The sequence below is a fragment of the Streptomyces sp. CT34 genome (assembly GCF_000805335.1).
Taxonomy (GTDB): Bacteria; Actinomycetota; Actinomycetes; order Streptomycetales; family Streptomycetaceae; genus Streptomyces.
Map to the genome: position 1 here is coordinate 2,851,459 of NZ_KN708638.1, position 19,940 is coordinate 2,871,398.

The following is a 19,940-nucleotide window of genomic DNA, read 5'->3' on the forward strand; positions in this document are numbered from 1 at the left end:
GAATCCATGTATCTGGGGCGAACGACCCCGCTGATCAAGCACGCCCCCGGTGCCGCACCACCCCGCCACCAGCTCGTCTGCTTCCCGTACGCGGGCGGCGGCGCCTCCTTCTACCGCCCCTGGCGGGACGAACTCCCGCCGGACATCGACCTGTTGGCGGTGCAGTACCCCGGCCGTGAGGAGCGCATCGACGATCCGCTGATCGACGACATGGGCGAGCTCGCCGAGCTGCTCGCCGCCGAGCTCGCCCCGCTGCTGGATCTGCCGTTCACGTTCTTCGGCCACAGCATGGGGGCCGCGGTCGGGTACGAGATCACCCGCAGGTGGGCGGAGTCGGGCTTCCCGGTGCCGGACCGGCTGATCGTCTCCAGTCAGTTCGCCCCGCCCCGGATCCACGCCGGTGACCTGCTGCGCCACGACGACGAGGGGGTCCTCGACGAGCTCGTCCGGCTGGGCGGCGTCCCCGGGAGCGTGCGCGAGAGCCCAGAGCTGGTACAGCTGATCGTGTCGGTCGTGCGCAACGACTACCAGGTGCTGGACTCCTGCCGGTTCGGTGCCGACGCCCCGGCGCTGGACCTGCCCGTCACCGCGTTCTGCGGTGCGGACGACCCGGCGGTGACACCGCGGGACATCCGCGAATGGGCCGCGTTCACCCGGGCCGGCTTCACCGAACGGATCTTCGACGGCGGGCACTTCTACCCCCGCGAACGGCTCTCCGAGACCGTGGCCGCGGTCTCCGAGCTGCTCGCACGGCCCGCCCGTTGACCTCCCCGCCCTCCCCCAGGGCACGCCTCCCTGTGAAGAAATGAGTGACGCACATGAGCGACAGCACCACGCACTACGACCTCATCGTGATAGGCGGCGGGCCGATCGGCCTGTCCACGGCCTGGCAGGCCGCGCGGCGCGGCGGCCGCAGAGTACTCGTCCTGGAGCGGTACGGCTTCATGAACGAGCGGGGCGGGACGAGCGGCGCCGAGCGGCACTGGCGTCTCCAGTACACCGAGCGGGACATCTTCGCGCTGACCCTCGAGGCCCTGCCGATGTGGCGGGAGCTGGAGTCGCTGACCGGCCGCAAGCTTCTCCACGAGGTGGGCAGCCTGTGGTTCGGCGACACCGAGGTGAAGACCAACGAGGGCCAGATCTCCGGGACCGCGCGTGCCATGGACGCACTGGACGTGCCCTACGAGTGGCTGACCGCCCGGGAGATCGAGCGCCGCTACGGCTTCACCGGCCTGCCGGCCCACTACGAGGGCTTCCTCCAGCGGGACGGCGGCGCCATCGACGTACGCGGCACGGTCGGCGCGGTCTTCCAGCTCTCCCAGCAGCACGGTGCGGTGCTGCGCGGCAACGAGCGGGTGCTGGCGGTGGACCCGGATCCCGACGGCGTCACCGTGCGGACGGAGGAGCGCACCTACCGCTCGGACAAGGTCGTGCTCACGAACGGCGCCCACGCCAACGAGCTTGTGGAGGCGTGGGGTTCGAAGCTGGACGTGGGCCTGTACGAACTGCCGCTGGTCACCCTCCGCCAGCGCCGGGCCGAGCCCGGACGGCCCTTCTGGTTCGCCTTCCAGCAGCCCACGGAGGAGGACACCAACCTGTTCTACGGATTCCCGCCCAACCCGTGGTCGACCAGCGACGACATCCGGCTCGGCCCGGTCTTCGAGGTCGACGCGCTGGCGCACGCCGACGACGCCAAGGGCGTACCGGCCCCGCGGCCGGTGGAGCGGGTGACCGACTGGGCGACCGCGCACATGCCGTGGACCGATCCTCGGCCGGCGGAGCTGTCCACCTGCCTGGCGATGCTGCCCGGGAACCCGGCCCGGCAGTTCTTCCTGGGCGACGCCGGCGCCCTGGTGGACGGCGGCGAGAACGTCGTGGTGTCCGTGGCCGGCTGGGGCTTCAAGTTCACCCCGCTGTGGGGGAAGATCTGCGCCGATCTCGCCCTCGACGGGACCACCGCGTACGACATCGGCCGGCATGCCCTCGTCCCCTCCGAGTCGTCCGGGATCGTCGCATGACCTTGCACGACCGAAGCCTCACCACGGACCCGGCTGACGGCGGCATCGCCGTCGTCGGGATGGCGGGCCGCTTCCCCGGCGCCGGGGACATCGACGCCTACTGGCGCAATCTGCGGGACGGCATCGAGTCCATCACGCGGCTGGAGGAGGACGAACTGCTCGCCGAGGGCATCGAGCGGGCGGAGTTCGAGCGGCCGGAATATGTGCGGGCCGCGCCGCTCCTGGACGGTGTGGACCTCTTCGACGCGCGGTTCTTCGGCTTCAGCCCGCGGGAGGCGGCTCTCCTGGACCCGCAGCAGCGCCTGTTCCTGGAGTGCGCCTGGCACGCCCTGGAACATGCCGGCATCGACCCGGCGACGGTGCGTTCCGGCGGGGTTTTCGCGGGCGCCAACATGCCCGCATACCTGATGTCCAACCTGCTGGGCGGCCGGCGGATCGTGCTCGACCCGTCCGTCTTCGAGCTGCAGATCCACAACGACAAGGACTACTTGGCGACCCGCACCGCCCATCAGCTGGGCTTCACCGGGCCCGCGCTGTCGGTGCAGACCGCCTGTTCCACGTCGCTGGTCGCGGTGCACGAGGCGGCGCAGTCGCTGCGCACCGGGGTCTGCGATCTCGCCCTCGCCGGCGGGGTCTGCGTGCGGGTGCCGCACCGGGTGGGATACCGCTACGAGCGCGGTCTGATCTACTCGCCGGACGGGCGCTGCCGCCCATTCGACGCCGAGGCCCGGGGCACCGTCTTCGGCAGCGGTGCCGGCGTGGTCGCACTGAAGCGGCTCGCCGACGCGGTGGCCGACGGCGACCGGGTACTGGCCGTGCTCAAGGGCTCCGCGGTCAACAACGACGGTTCCGACAAGGTCGGTTACACCTCCCCCGGCGTCACCGGACAGGAGCGGGTGGTCCTTCAGGCGCTGCGCTCCGGCGGGGTGGACGCCCGTACCGTCACCGCCGTCGAGGCGCACGGCACCGCCACTCCCATCGGCGACCCCATCGAGATCAAGGCGCTGACCCGCGCCCACCGGCACTTCACCGAGGACACCGGCTACTGCGCCATCGGCTCGGTGAAGTCCAATATCGGGCACCTGGAGACGGCGGCCGGTATCGCGAGTCTGATCAAGGCCGTACTGCAGCTGCAACACCGCGAGTTGGCGCCCAGTCTGCACTTCCGTACGCCCAACCCCCGGATCGACTTCGACGCGACACCGTTCCGGGTGACCACCCGGCGGGTCGCCTGGGAGCCGGGCGGCACCCCGCGCCGCATCGGTGTCAGTTCCTTCGGTATCGGCGGCACCAACGCCCATGTGGTCCTAGAAGAGGCCCCGGACGCCCGCCCGGCTCCCGGGCCGGCGGCAGGCGACCCCGCCTCGGACCGGCCACAGCTCCTCCTGCTCTCCGCCAGGACGCCGCAGGCGCTGGAGGCGGCGACGGACCGGCTGGCCGGGCGGTTCGCCGGGCCCGACGCCCCGGAGGCCGCCGACGCCGCATACACCCTGCAGACCGGCAGGCAGCCGATGCGCCACCGCCGCACGGTCCTCGTCCCGCCCGACCCGGCACGGGCCGCGGCGCTGCTCGGCGGCGCGGACCCCGGCCGCTCACGCCAGGGGGACGCGGGCACCGGGCTTCCGCGCACGGTGTTCCTCTTCCCCGGCCAGGGCACGCAGTACCCCGCGATGGGCCACGGCCTGTACCGGGCGGATCCGGGCTTCGCCGCCGACATCGACCGCTCGGCCCGGCTGCTGCGCGCCGAACTCGGCCTCGATCTGCGCGAGGTGCTGTACGGCACGGCCGCCGATGCGGAACGGCTGACGTCGACGGAGGTGGCGCAACCCGCGCTGTTCGCCACCGAGTACGCGCTGGCGCAGCTGCTGCTGCGCTGGGGTGTGGCGCCCGACGACATGGTGGGCCACAGCGTCGGCGAGCTCACCGCCGCGTGCGTGGCCGGGGTGCTGCCGCTGGAGGACGCGCTGCGCCTGGTCGCGCTGCGCGGACGGCTGATGCGCGAGCAGCCGCCGGGAGCGATGCTGTCGGTCGAGGCCGCCGAGGAGGCGGTCGTACCGCTGCTGCCGCCGGGGGTGTCCGTCGCCGCGGTCAACGCTCCCGCCCTGTGCGTGGCCGCCGGGCCCGAGGAGGGCGTGGCCACGCTGGAGCGCGCACTGGCCGACGCGGGGGTGGCGGCGCGGCGGCTGCACACCTCGCACGCCTTCCACTCGGCGATGATGGACCCGGTGGTCGGCCCGCTGACCGAGGCGGTACGCGGCGCCGCCCTCTCCCCGGGCGAGCGGCCGTTCGTCTCCGGGGTGACCGGGGAGCCGATCACCCCCGAGCAGGCCACCGACCCGGCTTACTGGGGCGCCCACGCCCGCCGGCCGGTGCGTTTCGCCGACGCGGTCCGCACCGCGGCGTCCAAGGGCCGTACCGTGCTCGTCGAGGTCGGGCCCGGTACCGCGCTGTCCACTCTCTCCAGGGCGGCCCTGGCCGGCCGGCGGGGGATCTCCGCGGTCCGCACGATGCGCCGGCCCGGTGAGGCGGGCGACGACCTGGAGACGCTGCTGCTCGGGGTCGGGGACCTGTGGCTGGCGGGCGGCGAGGTGCGATGGCGGGCGCTGCACGACGGGCCGCGGCGCCGGGCCACGCTGCCCGGCTATCCGTTCCAGCGGGAGCGCCACTGGATCGGGCCGGGCGGCGGGCAGGGGACGGCGGGCACGCCCGCGGAAGCCGCCGGCGTGCGGCCCGCGCCCCCGGAGCCGAAGGAAAACAAGGGAAACCGCGCCGAGGAGCGCTCGACGCGCCCCGCCGGCCTGCGGTCCGGCTACACCGCCCCGCGCGACGAGACCGAGAAGCGGATCGTGGCACTGTGGGAGGAGTTCCTCGGGTTCGAGGGCATAGGCGTCCACGACGACTTCTTCGAACTGGGCGGGCACTCCCTGCTGGGCACCCAGTTGGTGAACCGGATGCCGGACACACTGGGTGTGACGGTGTCCCTGCGGGAGCTGCTGTCGCACCCGACGCCCGCACAGCTCGCTGCGGTCGTCACGGCCGCCGTGGCGGCCCGGGCGGCGGCCGAATCACCCTAGAGAGCCACTGCGACAGCCCGTGGGGCCGGCGGTCCCCCCTCGCCGCCGGTCTCACGGGTGCTGTGCCGCCCGCCTGGCCCGGAAGCGGCGCACGGCGTCGCGGTTCGCGCAGGCATGGGAGCAGTAGCGTTGCCGGCCGCCCCGTGTGAAGTCGCCGTAGGCGCGGCCGCATTCGGCCAGGGCGCAGCGGCTGAGGCGGTCCATACCGCGCCCGGTCAGGTGCAGGGCGGTGCCCACGCTGACCACCGCCCGCACCACACTGGCCAGGCCCAGGCCGTCGGCGCGGTAGTGGATGTGCCAGCCGCCGTCGGCGTGGTCGGTGAGCCGGGGGTGTGTGGACGAGCTCGTCAGCAGCTCATTGAGCAGGGCGGCCCGCCGCTCGGGGGTGCCGGCGTCGACCACCGCGAGCCAGCGCGGGATGAACTCCAGGATCTCCGCCAGGTCCTCGTCACCCACCGGACGGTCGATCACCATCCCGGCCGCGACGCAGCGTTCGGCGAATTCCCCGGGGGAGCACGGCGGCGTGGCCGCGAGGTCCAGGATGAGCCGTACGGGATCTTCCCCGTAAGGGTTCTGTTGCATAAGACCATTACAGCAGGCTTGTTCCGGAAGGCTCCAGGCCCCGGAAGGAAGCACATCGATGCGCAAATGGCTGCCACTCGTCGCCACCTGCTTGGGAACGTTCATGCTGCTCGTCTACTCGACGATCGTGACGGTGGCAATCCCCAGCGTGGCCCGCGACCTGCACGCGAGCTTCGGCTCCCTGCAGTGGATCGTCGACGTCTACACCCTCGCCCTGGCCGGGCTGCTGCTCGGCATGGGATCGCTCGGCGACAACCTCGGGCGCAAACGCCTCTACCTGGCCGGCCTGGGGGTCTTCGGAGTCTCCACACTTATCTGCGGACTGGCCGGCGACGTCAGCGTGCTGATCGCCGCGCGTGCGGTACAGGGCCTCGCCGGTGCCGCGATGTTCTCGACCCTGCTGCCCCTGATCGGGCTCACCTACACCGGACGCGACAAGGGTGTGGCCTTCGCGGTCTGGGGCGCGGTCGCCGGTGCCGCCGCCGGTATCGGCAACGTCGCGGGCGGGGTCCTGACGCAGTTCCTGTCCTGGCAGTGGATCTTCTTCGGCGGGGTGCCGGTCTGCGTGATCACGGTGGCGCTGTCCGCCGCGGTGCTGATCGACGACACCAGCACCGCGACCCGCATCGACTACCCGGGCATCGCCACCTTCACGCTGGCGGCGATCGGCGTCACCTTCGGCATCATCCGCGGCGGCGAGCAGGGGTGGGGCGCCACCTCCGCAGTGCTCGGCCTCGCCGCCGGCGTGGTGATGCTCATCGCGTTCGTCCTCGTCGAGCGGGCCAGCAGCAACCCGATGCTCTCGCTGGAACTGTTCCGCAAGCGGGAGTTCAACGGAACGCTGGTCGCGGCCATGGGGTACTACCTCGCCGGATTCGGGGCACTGCCGGTCATGTCGATCTGGCTGCAGGACAGCGTGGGACTCACCTCGCTGCCCACGGCCCTGGTCATCACGGTGCAGCCGGTGGCGTTCTTCGCCACCTCCGCCGTGGTCGGCAGCGCACTGCACCGGCTTCCCTCGCACTGGACGCTCGGCGGCGGCACGGTGGCAGTGGGCGTGGGCAACGTCCTCATGCTGACGGTCGACGCGGGCTCGTCCTGGTCGGCGCTGATACCCGGACTGCTCCTCACTGGTATCGGCGCGGGCATCGTCTCCCCCGTGCTGCCCGCCATCGCCATGTCCGCCGCACCCGCGGCGCAGAGCGGGGTCGCCTCCGCCGCGGCCAACTGTGCGCGCCAGCTCGGCCTGGCGCTGGGCATCGCCGTACTCGGCTCCGTATTCCACCAGTTCTCCTCCGGCACGGGCGGCGCCGACCTGCACGCGGAGTACGCGAACGGGCTGTCCGCGGTATTCGTGGTAGCGGGCGCCGTCGGGCTGGTGAGCGGGCTGCTCGCGCTCTGGCTGCTCAAGGCACGGCGCCCCGCCGTCCAGCCGGCCTAGGGCTGCCCGCAGTATCGGTGCCCGGCACCCGGAGCTCCGGGTGCCGGGCACCAACCTGCTTGCCCCGCAGGGGCGTTGAGACCCCTTCCTTGAACACCCGGGTTTCGTTGACACCTCTCACGGGCTCGCTGACGATCTATCCGGTCGTCCGTATGCGCGAAGAGCGCGACGCCGCGCGGAACTGGCCGCGCAGACCGCTAACCGGCGAAGGGACCTGAGCCCGATGGCAACACAACCGCCTCAGATCGAACTCTCCGTGACCGAGCCGCTGGACGCGGCAGTCGACGAGACCAACGCGCTCGCCCTGTATCCGGGGCTGCGCGAATTCCGGGCCACCCTGGGCGGTACACCGCTCGTCGAGGTGCCCGGCCCGCCCGGCGGGGCGAAGATCATGGCCAAGTACGAGCTCCGGAACCCGTCCGGCTCCGCCAAGGACCGCCCGGCGTACTCCATGCTCTGCCGTGCCATCAACGAACACGCGGGCAAGGAGGGCCCGTTGAAGGTCGTGGACTGCTCGGGCGGCAACATGGCCCGCGCGCTGACGGGACTCAACAAGGTCACCGGGATCCCGGTCCGGGCCGTGATGCCCGATTCGGTACCGCAGAGCCTGCTGACCCACCTCTCCGAGGGGGGAACCGTCATCGACCTGGTGCCCGCGTCCGAGTTCCCGCTCGCCATCATGCGGCGCGCCTCGGAGATCGCGGAGGAGGACCCGAGCTGGACGCTGCTGGCGCAGCACCGGAACATGGCGAATGTCGCCGCGCACCAGTTCTTCACCGGCCGGGAGATCGTGGGCCAGCTCGACGGCGCCCGCCCCAGTGCCGTGGTGGCGGCGGTGGGCAGCGGCGGCATGCTCGCCGGGGTGACCCGGGCGTTGCGGGGTATCGCCCCCGGCCTCTCGGTCGTCGGCGTGACGCCCGCCGAGCTTCCGTACGGGACGCCCGAACCCCCCAACGCCCGGCCGAAGTTCGCCGGTGCCGGCGGAATGACCTACGGGATGCGCCAGCCGTTCGTGGAGAAGCTGCTCCCGGAGTTCGAGAGCGCCCAGGTCTCGCACCCCGAGGCGTTCCGGGCGATGTACGACTTCTGGCAGGAGACCGGCACCAGGATCGGCTCCTCGGCCGGCGCCAGCTGGCTGATCGCGCGGGAGAAGGCGAAGAACCTCGGCCCCGACGACCTCGTGGTCACGGTCTTCGCGGACTCCGGCTCGAAGGAGGACTGGGAGAAGGCAGAAAGCATGGGGAACTGAGTCATGCTCCAGTCGAAACCCGACCGGGAACCGGGCGCGGCCGGCGTGCCGTTCGGCGGCCGGCGCACGGGGGACGGCCCGCTGTCGCGGATGCTCGAGGACATCGACACGACGCTGGCCCGCGACCCCTCGATCGCCTCCCGGGCGGAGGCGGTGTTCCACTCCACACTGCCCGCGCTGTGGATCTACCGCGTCGCGCACCACCTGTACGGCCGGCGGCACCGGATCGCCGCCCGCGTCATGACCAGCTGCGCACGGGTGCTGACCGGCATCGAGATCCACCCGGGGGCCCGGATCGGCCGGCGGCTGTTCATCGACCACGGCACCGGCGTGGTGATCGGCGAGACCGCCGTGGTGGGCGACGACGTCACCATCTACCAGCAGGTCACGCTGGGCGCCGTCGGGTGGTGGCGGGACACGCTGCGGCCCCGCGGCGACCGGCGCCACCCGAAGGTCGGCGACCGTGTCACGCTCGGCGTGAACGCCACTGTTCTCGGGCCGCTGACCATCGGCGACGACGCCCTGATCGGTGCGCACGCCCTGGTGCTCGACGATGTGGCGCCCGGCCGCCGCATCATGGGTGAGCCCACCGTCGCCCGCCCCCGGAAAAAGGCGGACATCTCCCGGGCGGACAGCGCCTGAACAACGCCGGCTCCACAGGGCAGTTGGCCGGTAAACGCCCGTGCAAGGCAGGGGCGGCCGGGGCGGAATATAGGGTGGTCTTTGTCGGAGTCACCGGTACCACGGTGACCTGCACAGCCCCGATGAAGGATTTACCCCATCCCATGACACCCCCTGGCCGCGCCCGCTGGGCCATCGGCTCACTGCTGGCCGGTGGAATCGTCGTCAACTTCTTCGACCGTACGGTTTTATCGGTGGCCAGTACGCCGCTCGCCGAGGAATTCGGGTTGAGCCTCGGCGAACTCGGTCTGGTACTGGCCGCTTTCAACTGGTCCTACTGCCTGGTCCAGTTTCCCTCCGGCCTGTTGGCCGACCGGATCGGGGTGCAATGGCTGAACCGTATCGCCGTTCCGTTGTGGGCCCTGGCGAGTCTCCTGACGGCCGTGGCCTCCGGTCTGGGGCTCGTCATCCTGGCCCGGCTGCTGCTGGGAGTGGCCGAGGGGCCGTCGATGGTCGGCGCCTCGAAGGCGACCGCGGCGTGGTTCCCCGCCGTTGAACGGGGCCGGGCCACCGCGCTGTTCGACGGCGCCACGAAGCTGGCCAACGTGCTCGCCTTCCCCGTGCTGGCGTGGGTGATCAGCATGTGGGGTTGGCGGGCCGGGTTCCTGTTCACCGGCGTACTGAGCCTGCTGTTCGCCGTGGCGTGGTGGTGGGGCTACCGCGAACCGGCCGGGCACCCCCGGCCGCGCGCCACGGAGCGCCCGGAGGTCCGCGGCGGCGGTGCGCGGGGCGCCAACGGCGCGCCGGGCGTATGGCGCGGCGTACTGCGCTCCCGCCGTATCTGGGCGATATCACTGGGCTTCGCCTGCTACGGCTACACCATCAACGTGGTGCTGACCTGGATGCCGGTCTTCTTCCAGCGGCAGTTCGGCGTGGCACTGGGCCGGGCCGGCCTGTACGCCATGGTGCCGTGGTTGGTGGCGGCCGTGGCCGAGTTCGCCTTCGGGGGATGGCTGGTCGACCGCATGGTGCGCGGCGGCCGGGACGCCGTCGCGGCCCGCAGGCCGGTGCTGCTGGGCGGTCTGGCGCTGGGCGCCACCATCGGCTGCGCCGGGTGGGCCGGCTCGCCGCTCGGCGCGGTCCTCTGGATGTCCCTCTCGCTCGGCGGGCTCGCCGTGGCCGCGCCGGTGGCCTGGAGCCTGCCGGGGCTGCTGGCCCCGCCGCACGCGGTCGGCGCGGTCGGCGGGCTGATGAACTTCGCCAATACGGCGGCCACCACCGGAGGGGTGTTACTGACCGGCTGGCTGGCCGAAATCACAGGTTCATTCGGCGCGCCTTTTGTGTTCGCAGTCACCGTGTTGATTGCCGGTGGCCTGCTCTATTGGCCGGCGCTACGGGCAGAGCGCTCGCCCGCTGCCCACACCACCGAAGTCAGCAAAGTATTCAACTAATTTCCGTTCCGATTCTCGGCCAACTCGCGGCCAAAATCCGTGTGTCCATACCGGCCGGTTCGTGGCATGTCCCACACCACTTCGGCAACTCGATCCCGTCCTTTTTCGTTTGAGTATCGGGCACTCCCGATAGGACGATGGGACGGAGTGCGTTTACCACCGAACACTGTTCAGATCGAGACGGGGGACGTAAGCGAATGAACAACACCTCGGTATTGGCCGAGTGCCTGCGCCGGCTGTCCTGGTCCCCGGACCGGCTGGCCCGGGAGATCAACAGGGTGTGCGGTGCGGGCACCATCAGCGCCAAGGCGCCGTACAACTGGCTCAAGGGATCGTGTCCGCGTCACGGACTGCCCCGTGTGGTCTCCGAGATACTCACCGAACGGCTGGGGGAGCCGGTGCCGCTCCATATGCTGTGGCCCGGCAAATTCCCGCCCCCGGCACCAGGGCCCGGCCAGGACCGGTTACCGGGGACGCCGTCGGCGCCCTGCCTCCTCGGATGCCCGTCCCCGCCGGGACGGCGGGGCCGGGCCGAGCCGCTCACCACGACGGGGGCCCAGGACCCGGTCACCGTGGCCCTGGACTGGCTGCTCAACGCCGATGCCCCACCCGCCGCCCAACTCCGCGGCGAGGGTCTCGACACCGTGGTGCTGGACCTGATCGGTGAACGCATCGCCCAGTTCCGCCGGCTCGACGACGACCGCGGGGGCAGGATGCTGCTGGACTGGGCGGCCCAGGACCTGCGGTGGGCCATCAGGCTCGTCGACTCCAGCTCCTACGACCGGGATACCGGCATTCGGCTGCACCGACTGGTGGCCGAACTCGGCCAGGTCGTCGGCTGGATGGCCGCCGACCTCGGTGACGAGGCCCACGGCAGGCGCTACCTGCTCCAGGCCCTGCGCTCCGCACGCGCCGCGGGCGACCGCGCGCTGGCCGCGCACATCATCTCCTGTCTGAGCTACCAGGCCGCGTGGCACGGCCGCGGAGAAGAGGCCCTGCGGCTGATCCAGATCGCCCGCAAGGGCACCGCCGACCAGGCCCCGAGCCCCGGACAGGCACTGCTGGCCAGTCGTCAGGCCAGGGCCCACGCCAGCCTCGGGGACCTGGCCGGCTGCGAACGCGCGCTGGAGGAAACCGCCACCATCCGCGAGGCCATCGGCTGCACACAGGGGACGGCCGAGTTCCGGGGTCAGGAGCCCTGGGCCTATTGGGTCACCCCAGCCGTGCTGGTGGGCGACGCCGGCCGGGCCCGGCTGGAGATCGGCAGGCCCGGCCAGGCAGCCCTCGACCTGGCCCGCGGTCTGGAACTGTTCGACGACAGCCAGCCCCGCAACCGCCTGCTGCACCAGACCTCGCTCGCCGAAGCGCAGCTGTCGCTGGGCGAGTTCGACGGTGCGGCCCAGGCCGCCGAGGCGGCACTGGACCTCGCCGTCCAGGTGCCCTCGGCACGCGGCCAGGCCCGCCTGACCGATCTGCGCCGGCGGTTCCAGCGCCACAACGCCGCCGACGCCCGGCGGATCGTCGAGCTCACCGACGACGTGCTGGGCCGCACGTGCGGATGAACCCCGGCCGGTCCTGCGGGGGACAGCGGCCCGGCTCCTGAGCGGGCCGGGGCCGGGCGGCCGGAGGATACCGAACGTACCGTGACAGCACCGCCCACGTTCCTTCGACAAACAAGGAAATGACGGACGATACTGGCCGGTACGCGCCGCGAGTCCGCTGCCGTACGGGCCGAAGAGCACTCTCAGCGGTGAAAGCGCTCACGTTCGTGATCTCCAGGACTGTCCCTGAGGAGTCCACTATGCACGTCAGCTACGGGGTGCCGCTCGCCCCGTTGACGACCCTCGGCATCGGCGGACCGGCCGCGTCCCTGGCCGAACTCCACGACCCCGCCGAATTCCCGGACTTCGTCCAGGAGGTACGCCACTGCACCGCCCCTCCGGTATGCCTGGGAGAGGGCAGCAACGTCCTCGTCGGCGACCGGGGGTGCGCCCTCCCCGTCCTGCGGATCGCCACCCGGGGCATACGGGTGCTGGGAGCGGCCGACGACGGCCGGGTACTGGTCGAGGTGCAGGCCGGGCACCCGCTGTGGGAACTGGTGGAGACGCTGATCGCCGAAGGGCTGGCCGGGATGGAGATGCTGGCCGGCATCCCCGGCACCACCGGCGCGACGCCGGTGCAGAACGTGGGAGCGTACGGGCAGGAGGTCTCCGACACCCTGCGCAGCGTGGAGGTGTGGGACTGGGAACTGGGCCGCCGTGTCACCCTGGACGCGGCCGAATGCGCACTGGGCCACCGCACCAGCATGTTCAAGAAGTCCAGACGCTGGACCGTACTGACCCTCCTCTTCGCCCTGCGCCGGGCCGAGTTGAGCGGTCCGGTGACCTACCGCAGCGTGGCCGACGAACTGGACGTACCGCTGGGCAGCCAGGTGCCCCCGGCCGAGGCCGCCCAGGCGGTCCTGGCGGTGCGCCGCAGGAAGGGCATGGTGCTGGACTCCTGCGAGAACGACCGCCGTTCCATCGGCAGTGTCTTCTTCAGCCCCGAGGTCGGTGACCCGATGGCCTCGAAGCTGCGCGATCTCGGCGCGCCGGTGGCCCACTTCCCGGACGGCTCCACACGGGTCACCGCGAGTTGGCTCATCCGGCAGGCGGGCTTCGCCCTCAACACCTCCCTCACCCGCGGCGTCCGGATCTCCTCCGTGCACTACACCCTCGTCGCCGACGACGGGGCCAGCGCGGCCGGCTTCCGCGAGGCGGTCGACATCGTGCTGCGGCAGGTGCTCGACCGCACCGGCGTCCTGCTCGCGCCGGAGATCGACTTCATCGGGGACTGACCGCGCCGGCCGCCGGCCCGGTCCTCGCGGCCGTGCAGTGGTGGCGCCCGATGGGTACGATCAGCGGGGTGTCCGAGACCGGGTCCGCGATGACCCGGCAGTCCATGCCGAAAACCGTGCGCATCAGTTCTTCGCCCACGATCCGCGACGGCGAACCCTCGGCGACGATCGTGCCGCCGTTCATCACGACGATGCGGTCGGCGTAGCGGCAGGCGAGGTTGAGGTCGTGCAGCACCGCGACGACGGTGGTGCCCTCCCTGCGGTTGAGGTCGGTCAGCAGATCCAGCACCTCGACCTGGTGCGGTACGTCGAGGAAGGTCGTCGGCTCGTCCAGCAGCAGCAGGCCGGTGCGCTGGGCGAGCGCCATCGCGATCCAGACGCGCTGCCGCTGCCCGCCGGAGAGCTCGTCCACCGGGCGCTCGGCGAGCTCCAGGGCGTCGGTGGCGAGCAGCGCCTGCGCCACCGCGTCCTCGTCCTCAACCCCCCACCGCCGCAGCCGGCCCTGATGGGGGTAACGGCCCTGCCCCACCAGCTCGCTGACGCGTATCCCGGCCGGCGCGACGGGGGTCTGCGGCAGGATGCCGAGGACGGCGGCGACCTTCCGGGTCGGCATCGTGTGGATGTCCCTGCCGTCCAGGCACACCGTTCCCGAGGCGGGACGCAGCAGCCGCGCCAGTGTGCGCAGCAAGGTGGACTTGCCGCAGCCGTTCGGGCCCACGATCACCGTGACCTCGCCCGGCGGGACCTCGAACGACAGCCCGCCGAGGACCTCCCGCCCGTTGTAGCCCAGCCTGATCTCCTCGGCGCGCAGCATGTGCCGTTCGCTCATCCGTCCCGGTCCTCCGGCTCCTGCCGTCGATGGTCAACCGCCGTGTCCCGAGCGGTTGGTGGTGGCCAGTGTGAGAAGCAGATACGGGGCTCCCACGACACCGGTCACCACACCGACCGGTAGCTCCGTGGAGCCGAACAGATGCCGGCCGAGGAAGTCGGACGCGGGCATCAGCACCGCGCCCACCAGCGCCGCCGCCGTCAGGGCGGCTCCGCGCCCGCGCTGCAGCCCGCGTGCGATCGGCGCACTGACCAGGGCCACGAACGGGACCGGGCCGGCCGCAGCGGTCGCCACCGCGGCCAGTGCCACCGCCACCGCCAGCAGCGCGAGCCGGCGGGACTCCACCCGCACACCGAGCCCGGCGGCGGTGTCATCACCGAACCGCAGCACCCGCAGCGAGCGGGACAGCAGCGCCGTCGCGGGCAGCAGCGGAACCAGGCACAGCGCGAGGGTGCCGGCGTGCGGCCAGCCGCGTCCGTCCAGACTTCCCGTCAGCCACTCCAGGGCCCGCTGGGCGTCGCTGACCTGCGTGGTGGTCATCAGGTACGAGATCAGGCTGGACAGCACCGCCGCGATCCCGATACCGACGAGGACGAGGCGGTAGCCGCTCACCCCTCTCCGCCACGCGAGCAGATAGATGAGGGCGGCCGTGACCAGCGCACCCGCGAGCGCACCGCAGGAGACCGCCATTCCGCTCAGCCCGAGGGGCAGCACGCACACCACGGCCGCCGCGCTCGCGCCCGAGGTGATGCCGATGATGTCCGGGCTGGCCAGCGGGTTGCGTATCAGACTCTGGAAGAGCGCGCCGGACAGACCGAACGCCGCTCCGGTCAGTACGCCCGTCAGCACCCGCGGGAGCCGTACGTCGAGGACGAAGAACTCGCTCTCCCACGCGGCCCTGCCGAAGAGCGGACCGGCGAGCGACCGGACGACCTCCGGTACCGGTACGCCGAACTCGCCCAGCGCCAGCGCGGCGGTGAACACGGCCAGCACGGCGAGCACCAGGGCGGCGGTCACGGCACCCGTACGTCGTCTGTCCCGGCGGCGCACCGCGGCCACGGTCCGCCGTGCGGCTTCCCGGGCGGCCGTCTCCCGCTCCCCCGCTGCGACCCGTGCGGTCGCGGTGTCGCCGCTCATCACAGCTCCACGAGCGTGCGCCTGCGCACCAGCATGACGAACACCGGGGCGCCGATGACCGGAGTCATCAGCCCGACCTGCAGCTCGGAGGGGCGTACCGCCAGCCGGCCCGCGACGTCGGCCACAAGCAGCACGAGGGGCGCCAGCAGCATCGAATAGGGCAGTATCCAGCGGTAGTCGGGGCCGGTGATCAGGCGCGCCAGGTGCGGCACGGTCAGGCCGATGAAGGCGATGGGCCCGCACATCGCGGTGGCGGCCCCACACAGCAGGACCACGGAGAGTGCCGCCAGCGTGCGGCCACGGCCGAGGTGCCGGCCCAGGGAGCGCGCGGTGTCCTCACCGAGCGCGAGCGCGTTGAGCAGCCGCCCCGAAGCGAGCGCCAGCACCGCGCCGGCGGCGAGGAAGGGCAGCGCCTGCCCTATGACCGCACCGTCCCGGCCGGCCAGCGAGCCGACCCGCCAGAACCTGAACTGGTCGAAGGTGTCCGCGTCGATCAGCAGGAGCGCGGTGACCAGCGAGGTCAGGGCGGCGCTCACCGCGGCCCCGGAGAGCGCGAGTTTGACGGGGGTGGCTCCGCCGCGGCCCAGCGAACTCACCCCGTGGACAAGGCAGGCCGCCAGTGCTGCGCCCGCGAGGCCGAACCACAGATAGCCGGACAGGGCGGTGATGCCGAAGAGGTCGATACCGACGACGACGAAGAGCGCGGCACCGGCGTTCACCCCGAGGATGCCGGGGTCGGCCAGCGGATTGCGGGTCACCCCCTGCATCACCGCACCCGCCAGTCCCAGCGCCGCCCCCGCCAGCACGCCGAGGGCGGTGCGGGGGAGCCGTAACTCCCATATGGCCACGTGGTTCACGTCGTGCGGATCGAAGTGGAGCAGCGCATCAGCGACGGTGCTCAGCGGGACGGCGCGCGTGCCCACGCCCGTACTGACGGCCGCGGCCACCACGAGGGCGAACAGCGCGACACCTAAGCCGGACAACAGCTTGGCGCGGCTGCTCCTCATCTCCGGTTCCCCCGTTCCCGCTGGCTGTTCGCGACATCACGATGTACGTGGTATCTCCAACTTCTGTAAGGCTAACCTTAGTTAACTTTCGAGTCGAGTCGGCGCTCGAATCCCCGAACACCCCAAGCCTTGAACACCCCGTGGCCCCTGAGGAGACTGATGTCGCTCCTGCCCGACCGTCGACGGTTCCTGACCGCCGGTGCCCTCGGACTCGTCGCGCTCGGCGCGGCGGGCTGCTCGCCCCCGGAGGCCGGCCGCAGACCTGCCGCCCCGGGTGACGCATGTGCCTGGAGCTTCACCGATGACACCCGGCGGACGGTCCGGCTGGGGAGCCGCCCACGGCACATCGTGGCCTATGCCACCGCGGCCGCGGCCCTGTGGGACTACGGGATCCGCCCGGTCGGCGTCTACGGCGCCTTACGGAAGCAGGGCGGCGGCAAGGACGGCACCGTACTCGGCCAGGTGGATCTGAGCCGTGTGGCCACGGTCGGCGGCACCTGGGGCCATATCAGTGCCGAGCGGCTGGGGAGGCTGCACCCGGATCTCGTCGTCGACCCGCTCCAGTACGGTGCGCCCCAGATCGACCGGAGCAGCCTCGAACTCACCGAAAAGCTGGCCCCCGTGGTGTCCATAGAGGTCTACGGAGCCAGGGTCGACACCGCCGTGCGGCGATACGCCGACCTCGCCGCCGCCCTCGGAGCCGACTTCACCGCACCGGAGCTGCGGCGCGGGAAGGCCGCCTACACCGCCGCCCGCGATCGGGCCCGCCGGGCCATCACCGGCAAACCCGGGCTACGGGTCCTGTTCGCCTCGGCCGACCAGGACGGCATCAGGATCAGCAAGGCGGGATTCCCGTCGATCGGCGACTTCGCGGGCCTCGGCCTGGACGTCGTCAGACCCACCGGCGGCACCCGCTACATGGAAAAGCTCTCCTGGGAGCTGGTCGACCGTTATCCGGCCGACCTCATCCTCCTCGACGTGCGCTCCAGCAGCCTTCAGCCGGCGGATCTGAGCGGCAACGGTCTGTGGCAAAGCCTCCCCGCCGTCCGCGCCGGCCAGATCGGCCCGTGGAACCCGGAGCCCAGCCTCAGCCACCACGGCATGGCGCAGGTCTACGACTCGCTCACCACGTCACTCACCGGCGCCTGGCCGCACATCGCCTGACAGAGAAGGAGATGTTCACGGCACTGAGGGAAGGCTAACCTGCGAACTATGACCCGGTTTCACCAACTCGTCGGCGCGGCCGGTCCCACCGCGTTGGACGCGACGTACGCGGCGTACTACACGTCGATCGCCCAGGTCGACGAGAGCCGGGACGGCACCGTCCGGCACCGGCTCCGTCCGGAGGTCGGCGACGGCACGATCGAGGTGACGTCGTTGCGGAGCGGGTTCCACATCGTCCGCTACGACGTCGCGTTCGCCGGAGGACACCAGGTCGGATACACCTTCCCGGACGACCACTTCGAGCTGGAGCACTGTGTCGACGGGCACATGCAGGTCAGCGAGGCCGACGCCGGCACCGGCGCCCTGCACGCCGGCTCGGTGTCGCTGAGCCCCCGGTGCGCCACCGAGGGTGTCATCGCACACGGCGACGGCGAGCGGTACCGAGCGGTGTCGATCACCGGGACCTGGACCGGGCTGGAGTCCTACCTCGGAGGTCTGGGTGCGGGCGCCCTCCCCGCCACCGGACCGGAGAACATCGCGCGCGAGCGCTACCTGGGCCGGTCCGCCGCACTGCACCCCGTGGCCGGTCCCCTCGAGGAGATCTTCCTGCACCGACGCGCGAATCCGGGGCGCCTGCTGTTCATGGAATCACGGCTGGTGGCGGCGTTGGCCGCACTGATCGACGGGCTCGCGGTCACCGGGCCGTCCGCGGACGCCCGGGACCGTGCCCTGGATGACCACGAGGTGGCCGCGCTGCGCCGTGTCCCCGAACTGCTCTGGCAGCAACGCCACGCACCGCCGGCACTGGCCGACCTGGCCCGCGCGTCGTCGATGTCGGTCCGGCGCCTCACCACCGGGTTCCGCGCGCTGTACGGGACATCGGTGATGGAGTACCACCGGCGCCGCTGCCTCGACCGGGCCGCGGCCCTGCTCGTTGAGACCGACTGGCCGGTGGCCCGGATCGGGCACGAGGTCGGCTACGCCTCGCCCACCAATTTCGGCTACGCCTTCCGGCGCGACCGGGGCACCTCCCCCGCCCGGTTCAGGCGGGCGCACTCCTGACGCCCGCCGGGGAGGCACCGCGCTCCACATCCCCGGGCCCCTCGCTCCACACCGCGGCACGCCGCCGGCGCCGACGATGTGACGCGTAGCGGTCGCCGGTCGCTGACGGCGACGCCCTCTGCGCGGCCACGTCGGCAGCCGCGACACGACAAGTCGACCGCTGCGACACGACAAAGGGCGGCCTTCCCGCACGCTCAGGTTTCCCTCACAGCAGGACCCACGGTTGGAGACCGATGACCGTCAGCATCGACACCGCGACCCCCCGGACCGGAACGGGCCGTTTGATCACCGTCCTTGGCGCGCTCTCGGCGGTATCACCGTTCGCCATCGACATGTACGCGCCCGGCTTCCCCGAGATCGTCACCTCGTTCGGAACCTCGAAAACGGCCGTCCAACTCTCCCTGACGGCCTGCCTCGTCGGGCTCGCCGTCGGCCAGGTCGTGCTCGGCCCGGCCAGCGACGCGATGGGGCGGCGACGCCTGCTCCTGGCCGGCTGCGGCATGTTCACCGTGTTGTCCCTGGTCTGCGCGCTCGCCCCGTCCATCGCCGTGTTCGACGTGGCCCGGCTGCTGCAGGGAATCGCCGGCAGCGCGGGGATCGTCATCGGGCGGGCGGTCGTCAGCGACCGGTTCACCGGCACCCGCGCAGCCCGCCAGCTCACGACGCTGAGCGTGATCGGGTCGACCGCGCCGATTCTGGCGCCGGTGGCCGGCGGCCTCCTTCTCGACGTCGGCTCATGGCGCCTGGTGTTCGTGGCGCTGGCCGTGACCGGGCTGCTGTTGATGACCGCGGTCTGGGCGTGGGTTCCCGAATCGCTGCCCGTCGAGCGGCGCCGGACGGGCGGTCTGCGGTCCGTACTCGCCGCGATGGGCGGACTGCTCCGGCGGCGCGAAATGGTCGGCTACCTCCTCGTCATGGGGTGTGGACTGGCCGCCCTGTTCGCGTACATCACCGGCTCGCCCTTCGTCTTCGAAGGCGCCTACGGCCTGTCACCCACTGCGTACAGCCTCGTCTTCGCCACGAACGCCGTCGGCACCGTGGTGGCCGGCGCGATATTCGGACGGCTGGCCGAGCTCGTACGTCTCAACTCCCTGCTCGCCACCGGCGTGGCCGTCACCGTCGTCTCCCTGGTCGCGCTGGTGACCCTGCTCGCCGTCGGCATCAGTACGTTCCCCACCACATGGGCCTGTCTGTTCGGCTTCACATTCGGGTTCGGGCTCCTGCTGCCCGCGTCGACCACCATCATCCTCGCGGTCGGCAGCGATGCCCCCGGTGCCGCCTCCGGCATGCTCGGGGGCGCCCAGTTCGTGCTCGGCGCCGCGGCCGCACCTCTGCCCGGCGTTCTGGGCAACACCACCGCCATGTCGACGGCGGTCGTGGTACTGGGCTCCGTTCTCCTCTCCGCGGTGGCTCTGCTCACCCTCGCCCGGCCGTGGCAGGGCCATGGTGAGCCGGCCGGCCGATCCTGA

The 19,940-nt window shown here is 71.8% G+C and carries 16 protein-coding genes; 12 read left to right on the forward strand and 4 right to left on the reverse strand.

The genetic code is table 11. The features are described 5' to 3' along the window. Positions 1-6 precede the first annotated feature (6 nt). Genes RZ84_RS12535 through RZ84_RS12545 form a run of 3 tightly spaced genes read left to right on the forward strand, consistent with a single transcriptional unit; the run spans position 7 to position 5,092 of the window. Entirely contained in the window at positions 7-765 is a 759-nt protein-coding gene (locus RZ84_RS12535) for a thioesterase II family protein (RefSeq protein WP_043264388.1), read from the forward strand. A 53-nt stretch (positions 766-818) separates the two neighbouring features. After that, entirely contained in the window at positions 819-2,018 is a 1,200-nt protein-coding gene (locus tag RZ84_RS12540) for an FAD-dependent oxidoreductase (protein WP_043264389.1), read from the forward strand. Next, the gene (locus RZ84_RS12545) at positions 2,015-5,092 is read left to right on the forward strand and encodes a type I polyketide synthase (protein ID WP_052229908.1); all 3,078 of its coding nucleotides are present in this window, start codon (positions 2,015-2,017) and stop codon (positions 5,090-5,092) included. The genes RZ84_RS12540 and RZ84_RS12545 overlap by 4 nt, the downstream gene beginning before the upstream one ends. Positions 5,093-5,143: 51 nt before the next feature. Here RZ84_RS12545 and RZ84_RS12550 read toward each other — a convergent pair whose 3' ends face one another. Then, the gene (locus RZ84_RS12550) at positions 5,144-5,674 is read right to left on the reverse strand and encodes a CGNR zinc finger domain-containing protein (protein ID WP_043264390.1); all 531 of its coding nucleotides are present in this window, start codon (positions 5,672-5,674) and stop codon (positions 5,144-5,146) included. A 58-nt stretch (positions 5,675-5,732) separates the two neighbouring features. Between RZ84_RS12550 and RZ84_RS12555 the strand changes: the two genes are divergently transcribed. The 6 genes from RZ84_RS12555 (at position 5,733) to RZ84_RS12580 (ending at position 13,272) form a co-directional block, all read left to right on the forward strand. Beyond that, complete coding sequence (locus RZ84_RS12555; protein ID WP_043264391.1) at positions 5,733-7,115, forward strand: MFS transporter; 1,383 nt, start codon at positions 5,733-5,735, stop codon at positions 7,113-7,115. A 223-nt stretch (positions 7,116-7,338) separates the two neighbouring features. Beyond that, positions 7,339-8,364, forward strand: a complete 1,026-nt coding sequence (locus RZ84_RS12560; protein WP_078893720.1) for a PLP-dependent cysteine synthase family protein — start codon at positions 7,339-7,341, stop codon at positions 8,362-8,364. 90 nt (positions 8,365-8,454) lie between these two features. Beyond that, on the forward strand, positions 8,455-9,006 hold the full coding sequence (epsC, locus tag RZ84_RS12565; protein WP_043269749.1) for a serine O-acetyltransferase EpsC: 552 nt from the start codon (positions 8,455-8,457) through the stop codon (positions 9,004-9,006). Positions 9,007-9,149: 143 nt separating this feature from the next. Beyond that, positions 9,150-10,436 carry an MFS transporter gene (locus tag RZ84_RS12570; protein WP_043264392.1) on the forward strand — a complete coding sequence of 429 codons (1,287 nt, stop codon included), beginning with the start codon at positions 9,150-9,152 and terminating at the stop codon, positions 10,434-10,436. 197 nt (positions 10,437-10,633) lie between these two features. Then, positions 10,634-11,998, forward strand: coding sequence for a hypothetical protein (locus RZ84_RS12575; protein WP_043264393.1), 1,365 nt, complete (start codon positions 10,634-10,636; stop codon positions 11,996-11,998). 239 nt (positions 11,999-12,237) lie between these two features. Continuing rightward, complete coding sequence (locus RZ84_RS12580) at positions 12,238-13,272, forward strand: UDP-N-acetylmuramate dehydrogenase (RefSeq protein WP_043264394.1); 1,035 nt, start codon at positions 12,238-12,240, stop codon at positions 13,270-13,272. On the opposite strand, the gene RZ84_RS12585 is transcribed toward RZ84_RS12580, so the two are convergent. Genes RZ84_RS12585 through RZ84_RS12595 form a run of 3 tightly spaced genes read right to left on the reverse strand, consistent with a single transcriptional unit; the run spans position 13,259 to position 16,245 of the window. Then, on the reverse strand, positions 13,259-14,101 hold the full coding sequence (locus tag RZ84_RS12585) for an ABC transporter ATP-binding protein (protein ID WP_043264395.1): 843 nt from the start codon (positions 14,099-14,101) through the stop codon (positions 13,259-13,261). The genes RZ84_RS12580 and RZ84_RS12585 overlap by 14 nt on opposite strands. 33 nt (positions 14,102-14,134) lie before the next feature. After that, positions 14,135-15,238, reverse strand: a complete 1,104-nt coding sequence (locus RZ84_RS12590) for a FecCD family ABC transporter permease (RefSeq protein WP_043264396.1) — start codon at positions 15,236-15,238, stop codon at positions 14,135-14,137. After that, positions 15,238-16,245: a FecCD family ABC transporter permease gene (locus RZ84_RS12595; protein WP_043264397.1), complete on the reverse strand. Its 1,008-nt coding sequence runs from the start codon at positions 16,243-16,245 to the stop codon at positions 15,238-15,240. The genes RZ84_RS12590 and RZ84_RS12595 overlap by 1 nt, the downstream gene beginning before the upstream one ends. A gap of 159 nt (positions 16,246-16,404) precedes the next feature. On the opposite strand from RZ84_RS12595, the gene RZ84_RS12600 reads away from it, so the two are divergent. The 3 genes from RZ84_RS12600 to RZ84_RS12610 all read left to right on the forward strand — a co-directional run bounded on the left by RZ84_RS12600 (position 16,405) and on the right by RZ84_RS12610 (position 19,940). Continuing rightward, positions 16,405-17,409 (forward strand): ABC transporter substrate-binding protein, encoded by a 1,005-nt coding sequence (locus RZ84_RS12600; RefSeq protein ID WP_052229910.1) that lies wholly within the window; start codon positions 16,405-16,407, stop codon positions 17,407-17,409. Positions 17,410-17,457: 48 nt separating this feature from the next. Then, positions 17,458-18,471, forward strand: a complete 1,014-nt coding sequence (locus RZ84_RS12605; RefSeq protein WP_043264399.1) for a helix-turn-helix transcriptional regulator — start codon at positions 17,458-17,460, stop codon at positions 18,469-18,471. A gap of 233 nt (positions 18,472-18,704) precedes the next feature. Continuing rightward, positions 18,705-19,940: a multidrug effflux MFS transporter gene (locus RZ84_RS12610; RefSeq protein WP_043264400.1), complete on the forward strand. Its 1,236-nt coding sequence runs from the start codon at positions 18,705-18,707 to the stop codon at positions 19,938-19,940.